The following is a 19,245-nucleotide window of genomic DNA, read 5'->3' as shown; positions in this document are numbered from 1 at the left end:
GCGTTCCCGGCCGGTCAGACCGCGTCGATCCAGTCGAACAGCACCCGGCGGCTCGCCGGGTCCGCGGTGACGAGGCGGACCCGCAGTTCGGCGCCCTGCGGCAGGTCGTGCCCGTCGAGCCGGGCTATCACCGCCGGCTCGCGCAACATCACCACGCCCGCGTCCGGTTTGCCGTTGCGGTCCCAGTCGACCCGGTCGTTCAGGTCCAGCACCACGCCCTCGAACACCTCGCCGATCCGCTCGCGCAGCAGCACCGCCTCGGCCAGATCGACGCACGCGCGCTCGACCGCCTTGGCGCGCCGGTCGCCGGACTCCATGAGCGCGGGCAGGGACGGCAGCGCGGCGCACACCCAGTCGGGCACCTCGTCGCCCGCGCACAGGCTCACGCAGATCTCGGCGGCGAAACGGTCCACCAGGCGCCGCAGTGGCGCGGTGACGTGCGCGTACTGGGTGGCCAGAGCGGCGTGTATCGGGCGCGGGGGGATCTGGCCGTCGAACACCTCGTAGCCCGCGCCGCGCAGCAGGGAGGTCGCCTCGGTCAGGAACGCCGCGTGCCGCGGGCGCGCCGGATCCATCCGGCGGATCAGCGTGGCGTACGCCTCCCCTTCCGGCCAGCGCACCTTGAGCGCGCGGGCGACGCGGCGCAGCTTGCCGACCGTCGCCTCCCCGGGTTCCGGCAGCACCCGCAGCACACCCACCTGGCCGTACAGCATCAGGTCGGCGGCCGCTATCCCGGCGAGCAGTGAGATCTGCGCGTTCCAGTCCTCGACCGGAAGCGGCGCGCGGTATTCCAGCCGCCAGCCGTCGTGGTCCGCGACGACCTGCTGCACCGAGGCGTTGAGACTGATGCCGCCGCGCAGCGCCTCCCTGTCGCGCAGCAGCGTGCCGACCTCCCGCAACAGGTTCATCGCCTCGGGCGCCGTCCCGGCGTCCAGTTGCCGCTGCGCCGTCGGATAGTCCAGCCGCGAGCGGGAGCGCACCACGGCGCGGCTCGCCTCGACGGAGGTCAGATCGCCCGAGGAGTCCAGGTCGAGCTGCCAGAGCACGGCCGGGCGGTCCTCACCGGGCAGCAGCGACGCGGCGCCTTCGGAGAGCACCGGCGGGTGCAGCGGGATCCGCAGGTCCGGCAGGTAGAAGGTCTCGACGCGGGCGCGCGCCTCCCGGTCGAGCGGGGAGTCGGGGCGCACGAACGCGGCGACGTCGGCGATGGCGTACCAGACGCGGAAGCCGCTGCCGCGCCGCTCGATCAGCATGGCCTGGTCCAGATCCATCGAGCCCGGCGGATCGAGCGTGACGAGCGGCAGATCCGTGCGGTCCGGCCGGCCCGGGCCCGGCCCGTGGTCCTCGCGCGCGGCGCGCTCGGCGTCCCGCAGGACCTCGGGCGGGAACCGCGCGGGCAGCGCGAACTCGGCGCGGATCGCCTCGATGCCCTTGGCCAGCGCCGCGCGCGCTTCGTCGGGCGCCTCGGCGCTGTCGATGACCAGGACTCGGCGTGGCACAGCGCGCAGCGTAGCGGCTGGCGCAAGACAATGCACCGACGCCCAGAGCGGCGCTATCGGGCCGCTCGCCGGTTCAGGCGGGCAGGGTGCCGGCCGACTCGACCTGGTCCGCCGCGCCGACCTCGTCCGGTTCGCCCGGTTCGCCCGGTTCCGCGTCCGCGGCCTCAGCCGGTGCGCCGGCCGCGAGCGCCGCGCCGGAATCCGCCCGACCCCGCCCGGACCCGGACGGTTCCTTCGCCGGCTCGGTCGCGCTCGGCGGCTCGGAGGCGGAAAGGTCCGCCAGGGGCGTGGCCGAGCCGCGCCGGCGCGGCAGGAACGGCCCGGTGACCGTGTCGCGCCACAGGTCGACGAACCCGAACAGGGCCGCGCCGGCCAGCAGGGCGTCGCGCAGCAGCAGGACCAGGATCGGGCCGAGATGGAAGTGGAGCAGGGAGCTGAAGTTGTACGGGAAGATCCACTGCGTGAGTGGCAGCGAGAGCAGGATCAGCAGCGCGCTGCGGCGCTGCGAGGTGTCCTTCGACAGCAGGCAGAAGGCCGCGGTCGCCAGCAGCCAGATCAGGTACTGCGGGCTGATCACCCGGCTGGTCACGATCATCAGCAGCGTCGCGACCAGCGTCGCGTCGGCGACCACGGCCGGGCGCCACTGCTTGCGCCACCACCACCAGGCCAGCAGGGCGAACACCAGCACCGTGGAGAGCAGCGCGGCTTTCCCGGCGTAGCCGGCGCCGTGCCCGAGCACTTCCAGCGAGCCGTAGTGCCCATGGATCCGGCCGTGCCATATGTGCGCCCGCCTGGCCAGCAGGAACGGCAGCGCCCAGATGCTTTCCACCTCGATGCCGCGGTTGCCCTGGTTGTGCAGGAACCAGGAGCCGTTGCGGAAGGCCAGGGCGCAGATCACCGTCGCGGCCACGGCGCTGAACACCGCCGTGGCGATGGTCTGCCAGCCGCGCTTGGAACGCGGCAGCCCGAAGACGGTCAGTCCGGGCCAGATCTTGACCGCGGCGCCGAGTCCGATCAGCGCCCCGGCCAGCCACCTGCGGCCGTTGAGCTGCCTCTCGCCGGGCGCGGCCCCCGGGACCGGAACACCTTTGCCGAGAACGGCCAGCGCCGCGACCACGAACAGCGCGGAGAACACGTCGAAGCGCCCGTAGATCAGCGGCCCGAGGAACGGCACGCTCAGGATCCAGAACCAGGGGCCGAGCCAGTTGCCGCGCCGCCGGGAGGTCCACAGCAGCACCGCGATCACGATCGCGTCGGCGATGAAGGCCATCCGGACGAACTGCCCCTGATAGTCGGCGCCCGGCAGCAGCTTGGGCATCAGCAGCAGCGGGCCGACCAGCGGCGGGTACTGCCAGCTCGGGTCGATCGGCAGCGCGCCGTGCTTGAGCGCGCCGTCGACCCACCGCAGGTAGACCGTGATGTCGCCCACGTCACGGCGGCCGTACCAGGCCCACAGGTGACCGGTGGTCATCAGGTACAGGGGGATGCGGCTCGCGAACCAGCCGAGGAGGACGTACAGAGTCCGGCGGTTCAGCTGAGACATGCGCTCGTCTCCCCAGTTTCCTCGGACGCAATCGTTCCATACCCATCGCACGGACCCGCCGTGATCCGGCGCTACGACCCGAGTTCACCCTAGAACGTGGGTTAGAGTTCCCCCGGCCGATCGAACCCTTCGCCGGAGAACCGTTCCAGAATGTTCATCTTCGTACCGCCGTCCGAAGGGAAGGCCGTCCCGACGGACGCCGATCCGGTGATCTCCGGTTCCCTGGTTCTGCCGCAGCTGGCCGCGACCCGGGACGCGATGGTCGCGGCGCTGGTGCGACTGTGCCGGGGCCCGGCCGACACGGCGCTGGCCACGCTCGGGCTCAGCGACGGGCAACGCGGCGAGCTGACGAGGAATCAGGTTCTTGTGAACGCACCGGCCGCGGCAGCCGCGGACGTCTACCGCGGCGTGCTTTACGAAGCGCTCGACCTGCCGGGGCTGCGCGCAGACGATGCGGCGTACCGCCGCGCCGAGGAATCCGTCCTCATCTTCTCCGGGCTCTGGGGCGTGCTGCGAGCGCAGGACCGGATTCCGTACTATCGCTGCTCCGGCGCGGTGAAGCTGCCCGGTGTCGGGCCGGTGGCGAGTGTCTGGCGCAAGGCGCTGGCCGGTCCGCTCGCGGACCTGGTGGGCGAGCACCTCGTGGTCGACCTGCGTTCCACGGCTTACGCGGGAATGTGGCGACCGGCCCGCGGTGAGGCGGCAGACCGCGTGGTGTACGTGCGGGTGGTGCACGAGCGGCTGGTCGGCGGCGTACTCAAGCGGTCTGTCGTGAGCCACTTCAACAAGGCCACGAAGGGGCGGCTGGTGCGGGCGCTGGTGTGTTCGGGCGCGGAGCCGAAGACACCGCAGGAGTTCGCGGACGTCGTACGCGAACTCGGCTTCCGAGTGGAGGGCGGCGCGGCGGGTGCGTTCGACGTCGTCGTCGCGAACATCTGATAAGCCCACCCGCGCGTGCGCGGTTCACACGTGCGCGGTTCCGCCGTCATCCCCCGGGCGTGCCGTACAGATGACCGGTGTCGTACAGATGAGCGGTGTCGTTCACGCATCGCACGTTGGTCACGCCGTCGTCGTAATAATCGATGACGCTGAGCGAGGCAGCGGACAACTCCATCCGATGCACCGCGGTCAAGGGCGCCCCCAGCGCCTGGCAAAGCAACGTCTTGATGGGGGTGACGTGTGTGACGATCAGCACGGTTTTGCGCGCGAAGCGCACCAGCGCGCGATCGCGGGCCGCCGCAGCCCGCGAGGCGACCTCATCGACGCTCTCGCCGCCCGGTGCCGCGCCGGCCGTCGAAGCGAAGAACGCCGCCAGCTCGTCCGGGTACTGAGCGCGGGCCTCGGCGAAGGTCAGCGCCTCGAACACGCCGAAATGCAGTTCCCGGAACCCCTGCTCGACGCGCGGCTCCATGCCGGCGGCCTCGGCGACGGCGAGCGCGGTCTGCCTGGCGCGCCGCAGCGGCGAGGTGATGACGGCGTCGACGCGCCCGTACCGCGGGTCCGCGGCGCCGTGGGGCCCGGCGAGTCTGCGCGCGGCCGCGCGGGCCTGCGCCAGCCCCTGCTCGGTCAGTTCGGGATCGGCGCCCACCCCCGAGAAGCGTTTCTCGCCGGTCAGCGCGGTCGGGCCGTGGCGCAGCAGCAGCAACCGGGTCGGCGCGCCCAGATCGGCCGATCCCGCTGCGGGCGCCCGCGGCTCGACCGCCGGTCGCGAGACCGGCGCGAGGGAGGCGGCCGGAGAGGCGGCCGGAGAGGCGGCCTGGGAGGAGACTGCGGCGGACGACACCGGGCGCGGCGAGTGCGCCGCCTCGCCGGCCGCCGGCAGCACCTGAGCGCGCCACACCTCGCCGCGGGACGCTGCATCAAGGGCCTGATTCGCCAGGCGGTCCGCGTGCTTGTTCTGGCTGCGCGGCACCCACGCGAAGCTGACGCCGTTCGGCGGGAACAGCTCGCGGGCCCGCTGCGCCAGCGGCTTCATGGACGGGTGCTTGACCTGCCAGCGGCCGGAGAGCTGCTCCACCACGAGCTTGGAGTCCATCCGCACCTCGACCCGCGCCTGCGGGTCGATGCGCCGCGCGGCCTCCAGCCCGGCGATCACGCCGCGGTACTCGGCCACGTTGTTGGTGGCGCGGCCGATCGCCTCGGCAAGCTCCGCGAGCAGTTCGCCGGTCCGGCCGTCGCGGACCACGGCTCCGTACGAGGCGGCGCCCGGATTGCCGCGCGACGCCCCGTCCGCCTCCACGATCAGGACGCGCACGGTCACAGACCCGAGTCCGCGGTGCGCACCAGGATGCGGCGGCACGAGTCGTGCCGCAGCACCGCGTCCGGCGCGGCGGCCCGGATCTCGTTGACTTCGGAGATGTCCAACTCCAGCCGGCAGCCCTCGCAGCGGCGCTGCTTGATCGCCGCGGCCCCTATCCCGCCGTACTGCGCGCGAAGCTTCTCGTAGAGCGCGAGCAGGTCGGCCGGCAGCTGGGCGACCAGAAGGCCGCGCTGGGACCGGGCGAACGCGACGTCCTTGTCCACGGAGGCCTGCTCGGCGGACAGCGCCGCGGTGACCCGCGTCAGGTCGGCCTCGGCCAGGTCGCGCTGCCTGGTCAGCTCGGCGGTGCGCGCCGACGCGGACTCGACCCGCTCCATCACGTCCAGCACGACGTCTTCGAGGGCTGACTGACGTTTCGCCAGGGACTCCAGCTCGCTTTGCAGGTTCGACAGCTCCCTGGCGCCGGCCGAGCCGGACTCCAGCAGCTTGCGGTCCCGTTCGGCGCGCGAGCGCACCTGGTCCACGTCCGCCTCGGCCTTGCGCTGCTCGCGGGCGAGGTCGGACTGGGCGGTGGTGGCCGCGACGAGCAGGTCGCGCAACTGGCCGGCGCGGGTCTCCAGCGCGGTGTGCTCGCTCAGCTGCGGGAGGGTGCGGCGGCGGTGCGCCAGCTGGTCCAGCTTCGAGTCCAACGCCTGGAGGTCGAGCAGTCGTTGCTGGTCGGCGGGCGCGGCTTGCACAGCTGGCACCTCTTCCTAATCCTGGTGTTCACTTCTGCGGCGCGTGCAGCGTCCAGGGGTCGGTGACCAGCTGCGACACGCGGACCTCAACCGTACCGCGCTGCGGACCGCCGTCGTGCCCGCACAGCTGCCCGAGCGCGGCGGTCAACATCGCCGCGGCGTCGGACAACCACGGCCATTCGCTGGCCCAATGGGACACGTCGACCAGCGCGGGCCCGGCGCCGGGGGCTGCGAACTCGCCCTCTTCCAGAGCTTCGGAGACCGGGTGGTGCCGCAGGTCCGCGGTTACGTACGCGTCGGCGCCAGCGTCGCGCACGGCCGCGAGCAGCTCGCGGTCGTCCCCGGCTCCGCCGCACACGGCGACGAGGCGCACGGTGCGCTCCGGGTCCCCGGCCACGCGCACCCCGGCGCTGGTGGGTGGCAGCGCGAGCGCGACGCGCTGGGCGAAGAGGCGCAGCGGCTCGGGTTCCGGCAGCACCCCGAATCGGCCGAGCCCGCGGCCGGAGCCGGAGCCGGAGCCGGAGCCGGTGGCACCGTCGCCCGGACCGGACGCGGCGGCGGGCCGGATCGGCCCGATGACGGACAGGTCGAGGGCGCGGGCGAGCGCGTCGGACACGCCCGGGGTGGCCACGTCGGCGTTGGTGTGCGCGGTCAGCAGCGCGACACCGTTGCGGATCAGCCGATGGACCGCGCGGCCCTTGAACGTGGTCGCGGCCACCCCGTGCACGGGCCGAAGCAACAGCGGGTGGTGGGTGACCAGCAGGTCCGCGCCCCAGGCGAGCGCCTCCTCGACCACCGCGTCCACCGGGTCGACCGCGAACAACACCTTGCGCACCTCGGCCGCCGGGTCGCCGCACACCAGGCCGACCGCGTCCCAGGGCTCGGCCCAGCGCGGATCGTAGGCGGCGTCCAGGATCCCGACAACGTCGGCGAGCGTTGGCATGGGGGAATGCTACGGCCCGGGGTGCGGCGCCCGTCGGATGAGCGTGCCGCCACGCGATGGAAGGATGGCCGGGTGACGACGCAGCGCCGGCCCACGGAAGAAGCACGAGCGGCGGAAGAATTAGGGGCGCAAGCCCGAGCGGCGGATGAAGCACGAGCGGCGGACGCCGCCGCGGACGCAGCGGACGTCACTGCGACGAAGCCTCTCGTCCGCGCGGCGCGGGCACCGATCCCGGACGGTCCCGCCCGGCGCGTCCGGCCGACCGCGCAGCAGCTGGCCGCGGCGCAGCACGAGACGATCCCCGACGTGCTCGCCACCGATCTTCGAGTGCTGTTCTGCGGGATCAACCCGGGCCTGTGGTCGGCGGCGATCGGCAAGCACTTCGCGCGGCCCGGCAACCGGTTCTGGCCGGCGCTGCACGCGTCCGGATTCACCCCGCGGCTGCTCGGCCCGTACGAGCAGGAGGAGCTGCCGCGCTACGGCCTCGGGTTGACCAACGTGGTCTCCCGGGCCAGCGCGCGTGCGGACGAGCTGGCGCCCGAGGAGTTCCGGGAGGGCGGCCGGATCCTGGCGGCGAAGGTCGCCGAGTATCGGCCGCGCTGGGTCGCGATCCTCGGCATCGGCGCGTACCGCACCGCGTTCGATCGTAAGCAGGCGCGGGTCGGCCCGCAGCCGGAGCCGCTTTCCGGCAGCCGTGTGTGGGTGCTGCCGAATCCCAGCGGTCTCAATGCTCTGTGGACCACACCCAGGCTGGCCGATGCGTTTCGGGAACTGCGTGACTGCGCGTGCGGCTGATCAGAGCGGCGGCACGCGGCGATCTCGCGGGCGGCGATCGGCCTCGGCGCGCTGCGCGCGTTGGCGGGCCGTCCGGGCGCGCGGCTGGAGGTCGTCGCGCATGGACTCCTGCAGAAACTCGAGCTGAGCGAAGAACGCCCCGATGACCGGTTCGTAGTCTTCCGAGTCGAGCGTGATCGCCGGCTGGGCCAGCAGTTCGCGGACCTCCCGCAGCAGTCCGTAAACCTTGAGCCCCTGCCGGTACACGTGGTTGGGGGCGGTGATCCCCAGTTCACGCAGGACCGACTTCGCATCGGCGTGCTGGGGGTCGGCGTGAAACGCGTGGTGCACCGCGTGGCGACGCTCGTCAGCGGGCAGGTCGCCGAAGGCCACGACGACCATTCGGCTGTGTGCCCGTGCCAATGCCGACAGGAACCGCACATAGACCAGGCGCTTGGTGTCGGACCACCGCTGATCGAGTTCGCGCCGGGAGCGCAGGGTATCGGTCACGAGAGTCGATCCGATACCGATCACCGCGCCGAGGGCGGCGGCGACGAGGGTCCCCCAGGCCATGAGCGAACTGTAGCGCCGCCTCGGATGAGGATTCCGTCCGAGCGACCCGCGCGCGCCGGAGGGCCACCTACTCAGAACTCGATGACGGAACGGATGCCCTCCCCCGAGCGCATCAGGTCCAGTGCATCGCCGACACTTTCGAGCGGCAGCCGAGCGGTGATCATGGACTCCAGGTCGAGGCGCCCGGCGCGCCACAACCGCACCAGGCGGCCGTACTCCACACGTGCGTCCGCGCCGCCGTACCAGCTGGACAGGATGCGCTTGCCGTCGTAGAAGAGCTCTGCCATCGAGAGGGAGACCATGTCGGCGCGGCCGCCGGCCCCGATCACCACCACGGCGCCGCCGCGCCTGGCCATGTCATAGGCCTGACGTACCAGCTCGCCGCGGCCGACGCATTCGAAGACGTAGTCGAAGCCGCGCCGCCCGGTCAGCTCGTCGCGCGCCGCGAGGGCGTCCTCGGGCGCGACCGCGCGGGTGGCGCCGAAACGCGCGACGAGTTCCCGTTTGGCCGCGCTCGGGTCGATCGCCACGATGTCGGCGGCGCCGGCCAGCCGAGCGCCCTGGACCGCCGCGATGCCCACTCCCCCGCAGCCGATGACCGCGACCGACGATCCGGGTTCGACCCGTGCGGTGTTCAACACGGCGCCGACCCCGGTGGTCACGGCGCACCCGATCAGCGCCGCGACGTCGAAGGGCACGTCCTTGTCCACCGGCACCGCGCTCTGCCAGGGCAGCACCACCTCCTCGGCCCACGTGCCCGTCCCGAAGACGCCGTAGAGCGGCGCGCCGTCGACGGTGAAGTTCGCCGTCAGCGCGGACGCGGCGAACAGCTCGGAGCACAGATTCGCCTCGCCGCGCAGGCAGTTTGCGCAGTGCCCGCACGGAGGAACCCAGCACACGACGACGTGGTCGCCGACCGCGAGCCCCGACGCCTGCGCGCCGACCTCGACGACCTCGCCCGCGCCCTCGTGACCCGGCACGAACGGCCGCTTGTTCGGCAGCACCCCGTCGATCGCGGACAGGTCGGAGTGGCACACCCCACTCGCCCTGATCCGCACCCGCACGTCGCCCGGTCCGACGGCCCTGGTCCGCACGTCTGCGCGCAACTCGGGATCCTGACCGCTGCGCCGCACCAGCATCGCCCGCATGCCTACCACCCTTCTCCGCCCTCCTCCGGCCGGCGAGACCCGGCGAGACCCGGCGAGACCCGGCGAGACCCGGCGAGACCCGGCGCTCGGATGGTACGCCCGGTGCGTGAGCCGTTCCTGTCCTGCCGAGATATTTCATCTGGTTAACCATCCAGGTACCATGTGTACATGCGGCGCGATCCGGTGACCCGTGAGGTGGTGGACCTGATAGCCGACATGTCGGCCAGGTTCCACGAGGAGTACGAAGCGGCCGCCGCGGCCCACGACTTGACCGCTGTGCAGGCCAAACTGCTCACCGTGGTCGCCGATGAACCGGTGCCGATGAACCGGATCGCGGCGGTGCTCAAGTGCGAGCCCTCGAACATCACCGGGCTGGTGGACCGGCTGGCGGCGCGCGGCCTGGTCACCCGGGAGCCGAGCGCGAACGACCGGAGGGTGAAACTGGTCGCGGCGACCAGCGCCGGGACCAGACTGAGCGGCGAGGTGTGGGCGAACCTGGATTTCGCCGCCGAACCGCTGGCCGCGCTCAGCGACCAGGAGCGGCGCACGCTGCGCGACCTGCTGCGGCGTATCCAGCAGGACGCTGCGACACCGGACGGGCGGGACGTGCCGGTATAGCTTTCGGTGACGGAGGGAGGGCGCCGGTCCGGTTCGAGACCGACGCGACCGCGCCAGCCGGCCGCCTGCGGATTCATGCGAGACCCTCAGCGCGACCCCCTCAGCGCGACCCCGTCAGCGCGATCGCCTCATCGCAAGCCCCCGGCCCGATCGCCACAGTTCGGCGCGCACGGCGACGACGACCCCGTAGGCTGGGCGCGGCCGCACGTGGACGACACAGCGCAGCAGCCGCGCGTGTACAGCCACACGGCACCGTTGTTACTGCCTGGTAGCATGGTCCGCCCGTAGTAACATTCACCTTTCGCGGCGGCACTCAGGGAGTCGGGCGTGGAACAGGTCGGGCAGTCCGGCGCCCGCGGCGAGACGAACACGCAGGCCGCGTGCGATCCGCTGCGTGTCGCGCTGCTCTGCTATCGGGGCAATCCCTACTCCGGCGGCCAGGGTGTGTACATTCGGAACCTCTCCCGCGAGCTGGCCGCCCTCGGCCACCGGGTCGAGGTCCTGGCGGGCCAGCCGTACCCGATCCTCGACGAGGGCGTCGCGTTCACCCCGCTGCCGAGCCTCGATCTGTACCGGCAGCCGGACCCGTTCCGCACGCCCCGGCCCGGCGAGTACCGCGACTCGATCGACCTGCTTGAGGTGGCCACGATGTGGACCGCCGGCTTCCCCGAGCCGCGCACCTTCTCGCTGCGCGCCGCCCGCCACCTGGCCTCGCGGCGCGGCGAGTTCGACGTGGTACACGACAACCAGTGCCTGGGCAGCGGACTGCTCAGGCTGCCGCGGCTGGGCCTGCCCACGCTCGCCACCGTGCACCACCCGGTCCAGGTGGACCGCGACCTGGAGTTGGCCGAGGCGAGCGGGGTGCGGCGCGTGTCACTGCGCCGCTGGTACGGGTTCACCCGCATGCAGGCCCGCGTCGCGCGCCGGCTGCCGGAGATCATCACCGTCTCCGCCTCCTCGGCGGCGCAGATCACCGAGTACCTGGGCGTGCGGCCGCAGCGCATCACCACCATCCCGATCGGCACCGACGTCGAGCGCTTCCGCCCCGACCCGGCCGTGCCGAAGGTGCCCGGGCGCATCGTCACCACGGCCAGCGCCGACTCGCCGCTCAAGGGGCTGGCCGTCCTGGTCGAGGCGTTCGCCAAGGTGCGCGCCGAACACGACCACGCGCAACTGGTGGTGGTCGGCGCGGCGAAGGAGGGCGGCGCGGTCAGGCAGGCGATCGAACGCTACGGGCTGGAGCCCTACATTCGCTTCGTCTCCGGGCTGAGCGAGGACGACCTGATCGCCCTGCTGCGCTCGGCTCAGGTCGCCTGCGTGCCCTCCCTCTACGAGGGCTTCTCGCTGCCCGCGGTCGAGGCGATGGCCGTGGGACTGGCGCTGGTCTCCACCACCGGCGGCGCGATTCCCGAGGTGGCCGGGGCCGACGGCGAGACGACGCTGGCCGTGCCGCCGGGTGACGCACCCGCGCTGGCCGCGGCGCTGACCCGGCTGCTGGGCGACGAGGCGTTGCGCGGGCGGCTGGCCGCGGCGGCCCGCGAGCGAGCCGTGCGCAATTTCACCTGGCGCGCCGCCGCAGCCGCGACCGCGCAACGCTACCGAGCCCTGATCGAGCAGACCCGCGGAAATACCGCAGCACCCGGACTCGGGCCCGCACCCGGCGCCGCGGCCGCGCTGAACGAAGCGCTCGCGCCGCTCGCACCGCTCGCACCGTTGGAACAGGAAGGGTCCGCAGCATGCTGACCGTCGACTTCGACCGTTTCCCGGTCGGACCGGGCGACCGGGTGCTGGACCTGGGCTGCGGCGGCGGCCGGCACGCCTTCGCCCTGCTGCGCAAAGGCGCCGAGGTCGTCGCACTCGATTATTCGATGGATGAGATCAAGTCCGTCGACGCGATGTTCGAGGCGATGCGGCTGGAGGGAGAGGTGCCGGCGGACGCGCGCGCGGTCGCGGTGCGCGGAGACGCTTACCGGCTTCCGTTTCCCGACAACGCGTTCGACGTGGTCGTCGCGGCCGAGGTGCTGGAGCATCTGCACGACGACACGCGCGCCTTCGCCGAGTTGCGCAGGGTCCTGAAACCGGGCGGCCGGATCGCGGTGACCGTGCCGCGCTGGTTCCCCGAGAAGGTCTGCTGGGCGCTGTCCGACGCCTACCACGAGGTCGAGGGCGGCCACGTCCGCATCTACCAGCGCAGCCAGGTGCTGAGCCGGCTGCGCTCCGAACGGCTGCGCCCGTATGCCGTGCACCACGCGCACGCACTGCACTCGCCGTACTGGTGGCTCAAGTGCGCGGTCGGTGTGGACAACGCGCAGGCCGCGCCGGTGCAGCTGTACCACAAGATGCTGGTCTGGGACATCATGAAGGCGCCCAGGCTGACCCGCGTCAGCGAGGCGCTGCTCAACCCGGTACTCGGCAAGAGCCTGGTCGTCTACGCCGTCAAGAGCGCATGACGGCCGCGCACCTGGCCGCCGCCGGCGTGCTCGACGTGCCGCGCGCGGCCCGCACCGTCGCGGGGATCAAGGCCCTGCAACGACGCGACGGCGCGGTGCCCTGGTTCGCCGGCGGCAAGCTCGACCCCTGGGATCACGTCGAGTCCGCGATGGCCCTGGACGCGGCCGGGGAGCACGAGGCGGCGCGGCGCGCGTACCTGTGGCTCGCCCGGACGCAGAACTCCGACGGGTCCTGGTACGCCGGCTACGCCGACACGCCCGAGGGCGTCTCGGCTGCCGCGGTCACCGACCGGACCCTGGAGACGAACTTCACCGCGTACTGCGCCGTGGGGATCTATCACCACTACCTGGCCACCGCGGATCGCAGGCTGCTGCGGCAGCTGTGGCCGACCGTCGCCGCCGCGATCGAGTTCGTGCTGCGGCAGCAGCGTTCGGACGGCGCGATCCGGTGGCAGCCCGGCGGCGACGAAGCCCTGTTGAGCGGGTGCAGTTCGATGTACCAGGCGCTGCGCTGCGCCGTCGCGGCGGCCACCGCGCTCGGCGAGGACCAGCCGGGCTGGGAACTGGCCTTCTCCCGGCTCGGCCACGCGCTCGCGGCGCACCCGGAGCGCTTCGCGCCCAAGGAGCGCTACTCGATGGACTGGTACTACCCGGTGCTGGGCACCGTGCTGCGCGGCGGGGCCGGGCACCGGCGCATCGACGAGGGCTGGGACCGGTTCGTCGTGCCGGGCTTCGGGGTGCGCTGCGTGGACGATCATCCGTGGGTCACCGGCGGGGAGAGCAGCGAACTGGCCATCGCGCTGTGGGCGCTGGGACGCGAGGCGCAGGCCCGCGCGGTGCTGGCCGACGTCGGGGCGCACCTGCGCGACGAGGCTGACGGCATGTACTGGACCGGTTACGTCTATGCCGACCGGGCGGTGTGGCCCGAGGAGAAGACCTCGTGGACGGCCGGGTCGCTGCTGCTGGCGCTCGCCGCGCTCGGCGGCGAGCCGGCCACCCGGACGGTGTTCGGCGGCGAGGCCCTGCCCGCGCCGCTGCCGGTGGAGTGCGCCGCGGAGCCGTGCGGGTCCACCCGCTGAGTTCGCCTACCGAGTCCGCCCACTGACTTCGCCCGCTGATTTCGCCGTCGGGTCCGGCCGCCGAGTCCGTCCTCTGAGCGGACGTCGGATCACGGATTCAGCAGCTTCTCCAGGGCCTCCAGCGTCGCCTCCGGGTGCAGCGCGTCCACGGAGATGCGGTCCATCGCCCGCGCGTACTGCTCCACGTCCTCTGCGCGCTCGATGTACTGCGCGCCGGTGAGGTGCTCCAGGTAGACCACGTCGGGCAGGTCGGCCTCGGCGAAACGCAGCAGCGTGAACGCGCCGCCCTCGGCCGCGTGCGCACCGACCGAGTACGGCAGCAGCTGGATGGTGATGTTCGGCCGCTGTGCCTGCGCTATCAGATGGGCGACCTGGGCCCGCATCACCTCTTTCCCGCCGATCGGGCGGCGCAGCGCGGCCTCGTCCAGCACGACCCAGAGGACCGGGGCCGACTCCCGCTCCAGTGCGGCCTGCCTGCGGCGGCGCAGCTCGATGCGGCGTTTGATCTCGGCCGGCGTCTGCGTCCGGTTCGCGGAGACCACCGCGTCGACGTACTCGGGGCACTGCAACAGCCCGGGAACGAACTGCAGCTCGTAGGAGCGCACCACCGAGGCCGCGGACTCCAGCCCCACGTACGCCTCGAACCAGGACGGCAGCACCTCGCTGAAGTTGTGCCACCATCCGAGCGTGTTGGCCTCGCGCACCAGCTCGAGCACCTGGTCGCGTTCCGTGCCGTCCGTCACGCCGTAGAACGTGAGCAGGTCGTCGACGTCCCGCTCCTTGAACGAGACCTTCCCGGTCTCCAGGCGGCTGATCTTCGACTCGGTGGCGCGGATGTGGTACCCGGCCTCACGCATCGAGATGTTCTTGGCTTCGCGAAGCCGCCGCAGCAGGGAACCGAGGAGTATGCGGCGCACCGTCGAACTGTCGCCGACTCCGTCCATCCGCTCCCTCTCCCCATCGGGTGCCGTACGGCGCTGCCGCGCGGCGTCTCGAATCCTGATTCCCGCCGCTGGCGGGCGCGGGCGCGGTGGCGCGCCCGGCGTCGCGGACGCGGCGTCGCGGCATCCGGCGATGAGCCAGTCTGCCACCCCCGACCGGAGAATTGAAGTTCTCTTCGGCAACAAGGCGTGACAAGCCGTCACACGGCGCTACGATGCATGTGCATCAGCACTCGCTACGTTTGCAGTTGCATCGGCCCTTGCTAAAACCGAACAATGGGCGAATGCTGATTCACGCCGAGCGTGTACCGCACCCACCGGAACGCGAACGGAGTACCGCCACACCGTGCAACGACAGCGACACAGCCGGAAACGGCAGCCACGAACAGCACAGTCGTCGCCTCATCCGCCTCGACCCCACGGACGCCCACATGTCCACAGCCACACCCGTGAAGTCTGAGCCCGCACGCACCGACGAGAGCCGGGCCGCGGAACCGCCGCGCACCGCCAGCCTCGATCTGCCGGCCTCGCCGCAGTCGGCGCGCGCGGCCAGGTGTTTCGCCACCGCCGCGCTGGCCGAATGGCGCCTGTCCGACCTGTCCGACGACGTCGACGTGGTGATCTCCGAGCTGATCACGAACGCGCTGCTGCACGCCCGGGCGGACCGGCGCGCCGCCGCGGACGCGGGCATCAGGCTCGACCTCGAATACGACGGCGGCACCCTGATCTGCCGGGTCGCCGACGGCAGCGCGCTGCCGCCGGCCCCGGAGCAGGCCGTGGACACCGCCGAGTCAGGCCGCGGCCTGCTGCTGGTCGACGCCTTGTCGGCCGCGTGGGGGTGGTCGCACGAGCCTTCCGGCAAGGTCGTCTGGGCCAGCTTCGACGCACGCTGATCCCGGACCGGGTCGACCGGCCCGTGCTCGCGGTGTGCGCTGCCGCGAGACCGACTGCTGCGCCGCACGACAGGGCTCGTCGGCGCCGCTGCGCCAGACCCGTTTGACTGCCCCACCGCCACCCCGCGCCACCCCGCGCCGCAGTGAACTGATGCCTGTCGGCGGGCCGTAGGCGCCACAGTCGCCGCTTCACGCGCGCCGCACGCCGCGCGCCGCCCGGATCTGTGCATCCCCGGCCTGGTATCCCGCGCCGGAAACCCGCTCAGTCGCCGCCTCGTCGGCCGCCGCTTGCATTTCCTCGCCGCCGGACGCGCATTCACACCCGATGTCTGTAGCCTCATTGACACCGTGCGTGGCCGCCGGCTGAAAGACCATCGGCGTTGAGCGCATCCGCGGGACGGCGGCCGCAGGGCCCGTGAAACTTTCACACATCGTGGCCTTCGCTCAGTCTTTTTGAGCCGAATCCCTGGTCAACAGACTTCGGCCTTCCCGGGACAAATCAGACCCCTACTGCCGCCCGCCAGGGCCCGCCGGGGCTGCGGCCCTCAAGATTTCGCGTTTTTTGCCGATGCACGTGCATCAGCACTCGCATCCGCAGTATCTTCTGCACGGGACGACCGTTGAGCCGTCCGGCGGTCCGATGCGCACGCGCACCGGCACCGGCGGCGGTTCCAGTCCCCGGCGGCCGTTCCTTCCCCCCACACCGCCGCCAAGACGGACCGGCGACGGTCCGCCGAGGCGGAACCTGAAATCCGGGAGCAGACAAGATGAGCATTCCCGCCCCGCACAACGGCATCGCGGCCGACCGGCTGGCCGGCGTGACCTGGCGTAAGAGCAGCCACAGCAACTCGCAGGGCAACTGCGTCGAGTTCGCGAAGCTCACGGACGGATCGGTCGCCGTGCGCAACTCCAGGTTCCCGCAGGGACCGGCGCTGGTTTACACCCGCGCTGAGATCAGCGCCCTGCTCGCGGGCGCCAAAGACGGCGAGTTCGACGACCTGGTCTGACCGTCGCGCCGGCAGGACGCCTTGACATGCGGCGGCGGGTCCGCTCCCGGTCCCCCCACCCGGGACCGGACCCGCCGCCGCGCCGTCACGGGTCATCGAAATGGCCGATATAGGTACCACGGCGGAGCCGCGCGGCGTACCCTAACCAGAACGAGCGCCGCCGCGACCCGCAGGCAGCGGTTCTGATCGGCAGACGGATCGGGGAGGCTGCAGGAATGGCGGAAGGGCCCTCACCCTGGGACCAGGATCTGGTGCCCGACTGGGAGCCGCCGCAGATCGACACCTCGGTCCCGCACCCGAACCGGATGTACAACTACCTGATCGGCGGCAAGGACCATTTCAAGGCGGACCGCGATGCCGCCGAGGCGCTGATCAAGGCGCGCCCGGACACCATCATCACCGCGCGCGCGGCCGAGTCCTTCACCCGGCGCGCGGTGCGCAAACTGGCCCAGGACGGCATCCGCCAGTTCCTGCAGATGGGCGCCGCGATCACCATCGCGAACAGCAACGACCAGGCGGCCGGGCGCAGCGCGCCGGACATCCGCACGTTCATCTACGTGGCCGACGACCCGATCTCGCTGGCCCATGCCAGGGCCCTGCTGGTCGGGCGGCCGGGTCCGCCGGTCATCGTCGTCGGCGGCAACTTCCGCGAGCCGCAGGACGTGCTCGCCCGTCCCGGCCTGGCCGGCAAGCTCGACTTCGACGAGCCGATCGGACTGCTGCTGTTCGGGATGCTGGACTTCATCGCCAGCGAACGGCGCGCGCGGCGAGCGCTGGACTACCTCATGGGGCGGGTGGCCCCGGGCAGCATGGCGGCCTTCTACCACGTGATCGAGGTCGAGTCCGAGGAGGTCAACAACGCCCTGGACCGGACCCTGGCGCAGGACCAGATCGAGTTGACCCCGCGCACCGCCGAGCACGTGCGTGAACTCGTGAGCGGATACGAGTTCGTCCACCCCGGCCTGGTGCCGATCACCGACTGGCACCCGGACGGAACCGGCCCCGGGACCGACATGGCCGAGCGCACAGCCGCTATCGGCGGCGTCATCATCAAGCGCTGACCGGGCTGTCGGCCCTCGCCGAGCACCGGCTCAGCGCGCGTCAGTGCCGTCTCAGCATCGCCGCAGCACCCGAAGCGAGCCGGTACCGGACAGCCGCGGATCCTCGGCGAAGCGGCCGGACTCCAGAGCACACAGGTAGATCCGGTACGGGGCCTGACCGCCGTCGGCAGGGTCCGGGAACACGTCGTGGATCGCCAGCAGCCCACCCGCGGCGACCAGCGGCGACCAGCTCGCGTAGTCCGCCTGCGCGGCTTCGTCGGTGTGCCCGCCGTCGATGAACACGAACCCGAGCGGCAACCTCCACAGCGCGGCCACCTGCGGCGAGCGGCCGACGATCATGATCACGTCGCGTTCGAGGCCGGCGCGCGCCAGCGCCCGGCGTGCCCCGGGCAGCGTGTCGAGCAGGCCGAGTTCAGGATCCACCAGCGCCGGGTCGTGGTACTCCCAGCCAGGCTGGTGCTCTTCCGAGCCACGGTGGTGGTCGACGGTCAGCAAGGTGCGTCCACGCGCCCGGGCCGCCGCGGCCAGCAGAATCGCGGATTTGCCCAGATATGTGCCGATCTCGACCAGCGGCCCGATCCGCGCCCCGTCGAGTGCGGCGGCGTAGAGGGCGCGCGCCTCGTGCTGCGGCATGAACCCGGTCGCCTCCTGGAAAGCCGCCCACACCCGCGGGTCGATCTCTTCGCCGGGCGCAGCATCGGCGGGCGCAGCATCGGCGGCGTTGCCGTTCATCTGATTCATGCGGCCCATCCTGCCAGGGCGCGCTAGCGTGGCTGTATGGGAGAGATCATCCTGCTTCGGCATGGACAGACGCAGTGGTCGAAGGAGGGGCGGCACACCGGGCGTACCGACGTGCCGCTGACCGCCGAGGGCGAGGCGCGGGCGCTCACCGCGGGCGAGGCGCTGTCCGGGCGCAAGATCGCCGCCGCCTGGACCAGCCCGGCTCTGCGGGCGCGGCGCACCGCGCAGTTGGCCGGGCTGTCGGTTCAGGGCACGGACCCGGATCTGTGGGAGTGGGACTACGGCGGCTACGAGGGGCGCACCACCGCCGAGATCCAGGCCGAGCGGCCCGGCTGGTACCTCTGGGACGACGGCGTGGTACCCGGCCGTCCCGGCGCCTTCCCCGGAGAGACGGTGGAGCAGGTGGGCGAGCGCTGCGACCGGGTGATCGCGCGCGTCAGACCCCTGGTGCAGCCGGACGCGCCGGGCGCGGTCGACGGGGACGTGGTGCTGGTGGCGCACGGGCACCTGCTGCGCGTCCTGGCCGCGCGCTGGCTCGGCCTTCCGGCCCGCGCGGGGGCGTACTTCCTGCTCGGCACGGCCGCCCTGTGCGCACTCGGGTTCGAACACGCGCGTCCGGGGATCTCGCTGTGGAATCAGGACACGTGCGCCTAGTGTCCCGCGCCGGAAATCCGTCGCATGACTCTGCTCGACCTGGCTGCGCACGTCCGGTCATCCGCGCCCGACTGGCAAGGCGCCGGAACACCCTCGCGGTGCTCAATCAACGCAGTGGGTCGTCTGTGGGCGTTCCGGCAACGCGGCCAGGCGGGATGCGGGGGCCGATTTTCACGGCGGATTTCCGGCGCGGGACACTAGGCCGTGTTTTGAAATGTGACCAGTGCTTGATAATTCTTGGCTTCGCGTTGATCATCCCGGGCAGAGGGATTGGAGCCAGATACGGGTGCTGACCAGGGCGATTCCGCCTTCGAACATGGCGGG

The 19,245-nt window shown here is 72.0% G+C and carries 19 protein-coding genes; 10 read left to right on the top strand and 9 right to left on the bottom strand.

Going from position 1 to position 19,245, the window contains the following annotated elements; all coding sequences use genetic code 11:
* Positions 1-14: 14 nt before the first annotated feature.
* Complete coding sequence (locus KGA66_RS19805) at positions 15-1,499, bottom strand: RNB domain-containing ribonuclease (RefSeq protein ID WP_211469661.1); 1,485 nt, start codon at positions 1,497-1,499, stop codon at positions 15-17.
* A 73-nt stretch (positions 1,500-1,572) separates the two neighbouring features.
* On the bottom strand, positions 1,573-3,042 hold the full coding sequence (locus tag KGA66_RS19800; protein WP_211469660.1) for a glycosyltransferase 87 family protein: 1,470 nt from the start codon (positions 3,040-3,042) through the stop codon (positions 1,573-1,575).
* A 150-nt stretch (positions 3,043-3,192) separates the two neighbouring features.
* Between KGA66_RS19800 and KGA66_RS19795 the strand changes: the two genes are divergently transcribed.
* Complete coding sequence (locus KGA66_RS19795; RefSeq protein WP_211469659.1) at positions 3,193-3,981, top strand: YaaA family protein; 789 nt, start codon at positions 3,193-3,195, stop codon at positions 3,979-3,981.
* A 46-nt stretch (positions 3,982-4,027) separates the two neighbouring features.
* On the opposite strand, the gene KGA66_RS19790 is transcribed toward KGA66_RS19795, so the two are convergent.
* The 3 genes from KGA66_RS19790 to KGA66_RS19780 are packed head-to-tail and all read right to left on the bottom strand — an operon-like array spanning position 4,028 to position 6,982.
* Positions 4,028-5,302 carry a bifunctional RNase H/acid phosphatase gene (locus KGA66_RS19790; RefSeq protein WP_312886994.1) on the bottom strand — a complete coding sequence of 425 codons (1,275 nt, stop codon included), beginning with the start codon at positions 5,300-5,302 and terminating at the stop codon, positions 4,028-4,030.
* Complete coding sequence (locus tag KGA66_RS31740; RefSeq protein WP_438822062.1) at positions 5,299-6,039, bottom strand: zinc ribbon domain-containing protein; 741 nt, start codon at positions 6,037-6,039, stop codon at positions 5,299-5,301. The genes KGA66_RS19790 and KGA66_RS31740 overlap by 4 nt, the downstream gene beginning before the upstream one ends.
* Before the next feature lie 28 nt (positions 6,040-6,067).
* Positions 6,068-6,982 carry a Nif3-like dinuclear metal center hexameric protein gene (locus KGA66_RS19780; protein WP_211469657.1) on the bottom strand — a complete coding sequence of 305 codons (915 nt, stop codon included), beginning with the start codon at positions 6,980-6,982 and terminating at the stop codon, positions 6,068-6,070.
* Positions 6,983-7,210: 228 nt separating this feature from the next.
* On the opposite strand from KGA66_RS19780, the gene mug reads away from it, so the two are divergent.
* Complete coding sequence (gene mug / locus KGA66_RS19775; protein ID WP_369015914.1) at positions 7,211-7,777, top strand: G/U mismatch-specific DNA glycosylase; 567 nt, start codon at positions 7,211-7,213, stop codon at positions 7,775-7,777.
* On the opposite strand, the gene KGA66_RS19770 is transcribed toward mug, so the two are convergent.
* Both KGA66_RS19770 and KGA66_RS19765 read right to left on the bottom strand, forming a co-directional pair.
* Complete coding sequence (locus KGA66_RS19770) at positions 7,778-8,329, bottom strand: hypothetical protein (RefSeq protein WP_211469655.1); 552 nt, start codon at positions 8,327-8,329, stop codon at positions 7,778-7,780. It lies immediately after the preceding gene.
* 71 nt (positions 8,330-8,400) lie between these two features.
* Positions 8,401-9,477, bottom strand: coding sequence for a Zn-dependent alcohol dehydrogenase (locus KGA66_RS19765; protein WP_211469654.1), 1,077 nt, complete (start codon positions 9,475-9,477; stop codon positions 8,401-8,403).
* Between the two features lie 168 nt (positions 9,478-9,645).
* Between KGA66_RS19765 and KGA66_RS19760 the strand changes: the two genes are divergently transcribed.
* The 4 genes from KGA66_RS19760 (at position 9,646) to KGA66_RS19745 (ending at position 13,624) form a co-directional block, all read left to right on the top strand.
* Positions 9,646-10,095, top strand: a complete 450-nt coding sequence (locus tag KGA66_RS19760; protein WP_211469653.1) for a MarR family winged helix-turn-helix transcriptional regulator — start codon at positions 9,646-9,648, stop codon at positions 10,093-10,095.
* A 327-nt stretch (positions 10,096-10,422) separates the two neighbouring features.
* Entirely contained in the window at positions 10,423-11,838 is a 1,416-nt protein-coding gene (locus KGA66_RS19755; RefSeq protein WP_211469652.1) for a glycosyltransferase family 4 protein, read from the top strand.
* A complete protein-coding gene (locus tag KGA66_RS19750; protein WP_211469651.1) occupies positions 11,832-12,545 on the top strand; it encodes a class I SAM-dependent methyltransferase in 714 nt (237 codons plus the stop codon). Before KGA66_RS19755 ends, KGA66_RS19750 begins: the two co-directional genes overlap by 7 nt.
* On the top strand, positions 12,542-13,624 hold the full coding sequence (locus KGA66_RS19745) for a prenyltransferase (RefSeq protein WP_211469650.1): 1,083 nt from the start codon (positions 12,542-12,544) through the stop codon (positions 13,622-13,624). Before KGA66_RS19750 ends, KGA66_RS19745 begins: the two co-directional genes overlap by 4 nt.
* An 89-nt stretch (positions 13,625-13,713) precedes the next feature.
* On the opposite strand, the gene KGA66_RS19740 is transcribed toward KGA66_RS19745, so the two are convergent.
* Complete coding sequence (locus tag KGA66_RS19740; RefSeq protein WP_211469649.1) at positions 13,714-14,568, bottom strand: Sco1979 family transcriptional regulator; 855 nt, start codon at positions 14,566-14,568, stop codon at positions 13,714-13,716.
* A 428-nt stretch (positions 14,569-14,996) separates the two neighbouring features.
* Here KGA66_RS19740 and KGA66_RS19735 point away from each other — a divergent pair, with 428 nt between their 5' ends.
* The 3 genes from KGA66_RS19735 (at position 14,997) to KGA66_RS19725 (ending at position 17,526) form a co-directional block, all read left to right on the top strand.
* On the top strand, positions 14,997-15,458 hold the full coding sequence (locus KGA66_RS19735) for an ATP-binding protein (RefSeq protein ID WP_211469648.1): 462 nt from the start codon (positions 14,997-14,999) through the stop codon (positions 15,456-15,458).
* A 767-nt stretch (positions 15,459-16,225) separates the two neighbouring features.
* Positions 16,226-16,465 (top strand): DUF397 domain-containing protein, encoded by a 240-nt coding sequence (locus tag KGA66_RS19730; protein WP_211469647.1) that lies wholly within the window; start codon positions 16,226-16,228, stop codon positions 16,463-16,465.
* 215 nt (positions 16,466-16,680) lie between these two features.
* Complete coding sequence (locus tag KGA66_RS19725) at positions 16,681-17,526, top strand: SAM-dependent methyltransferase (RefSeq protein ID WP_211469646.1); 846 nt, start codon at positions 16,681-16,683, stop codon at positions 17,524-17,526.
* A gap of 51 nt (positions 17,527-17,577) precedes the next feature.
* Here the strand turns inward: KGA66_RS19725 and KGA66_RS19720 are convergent, their stop codons facing one another.
* A complete protein-coding gene (locus tag KGA66_RS19720; RefSeq protein WP_369015913.1) occupies positions 17,578-18,258 on the bottom strand; it encodes a class I SAM-dependent methyltransferase in 681 nt (226 codons plus the stop codon).
* A gap of 45 nt (positions 18,259-18,303) precedes the next feature.
* On the opposite strand from KGA66_RS19720, the gene KGA66_RS19715 reads away from it, so the two are divergent.
* On the top strand, positions 18,304-18,921 hold the full coding sequence (locus tag KGA66_RS19715; protein WP_211469645.1) for a histidine phosphatase family protein: 618 nt from the start codon (positions 18,304-18,306) through the stop codon (positions 18,919-18,921).
* Positions 18,922-19,245 lie beyond the last annotated feature (324 nt).

Origin of the sequence: Actinocrinis puniceicyclus (assembly GCF_018283645.1) — a bacterium.
Classification (GTDB): domain Bacteria; phylum Actinomycetota; class Actinomycetes; order Streptomycetales; family Catenulisporaceae; genus Actinocrinis; species Actinocrinis puniceicyclus.
This window is presented reverse-complemented; position numbering and strand designations above follow the sequence as displayed.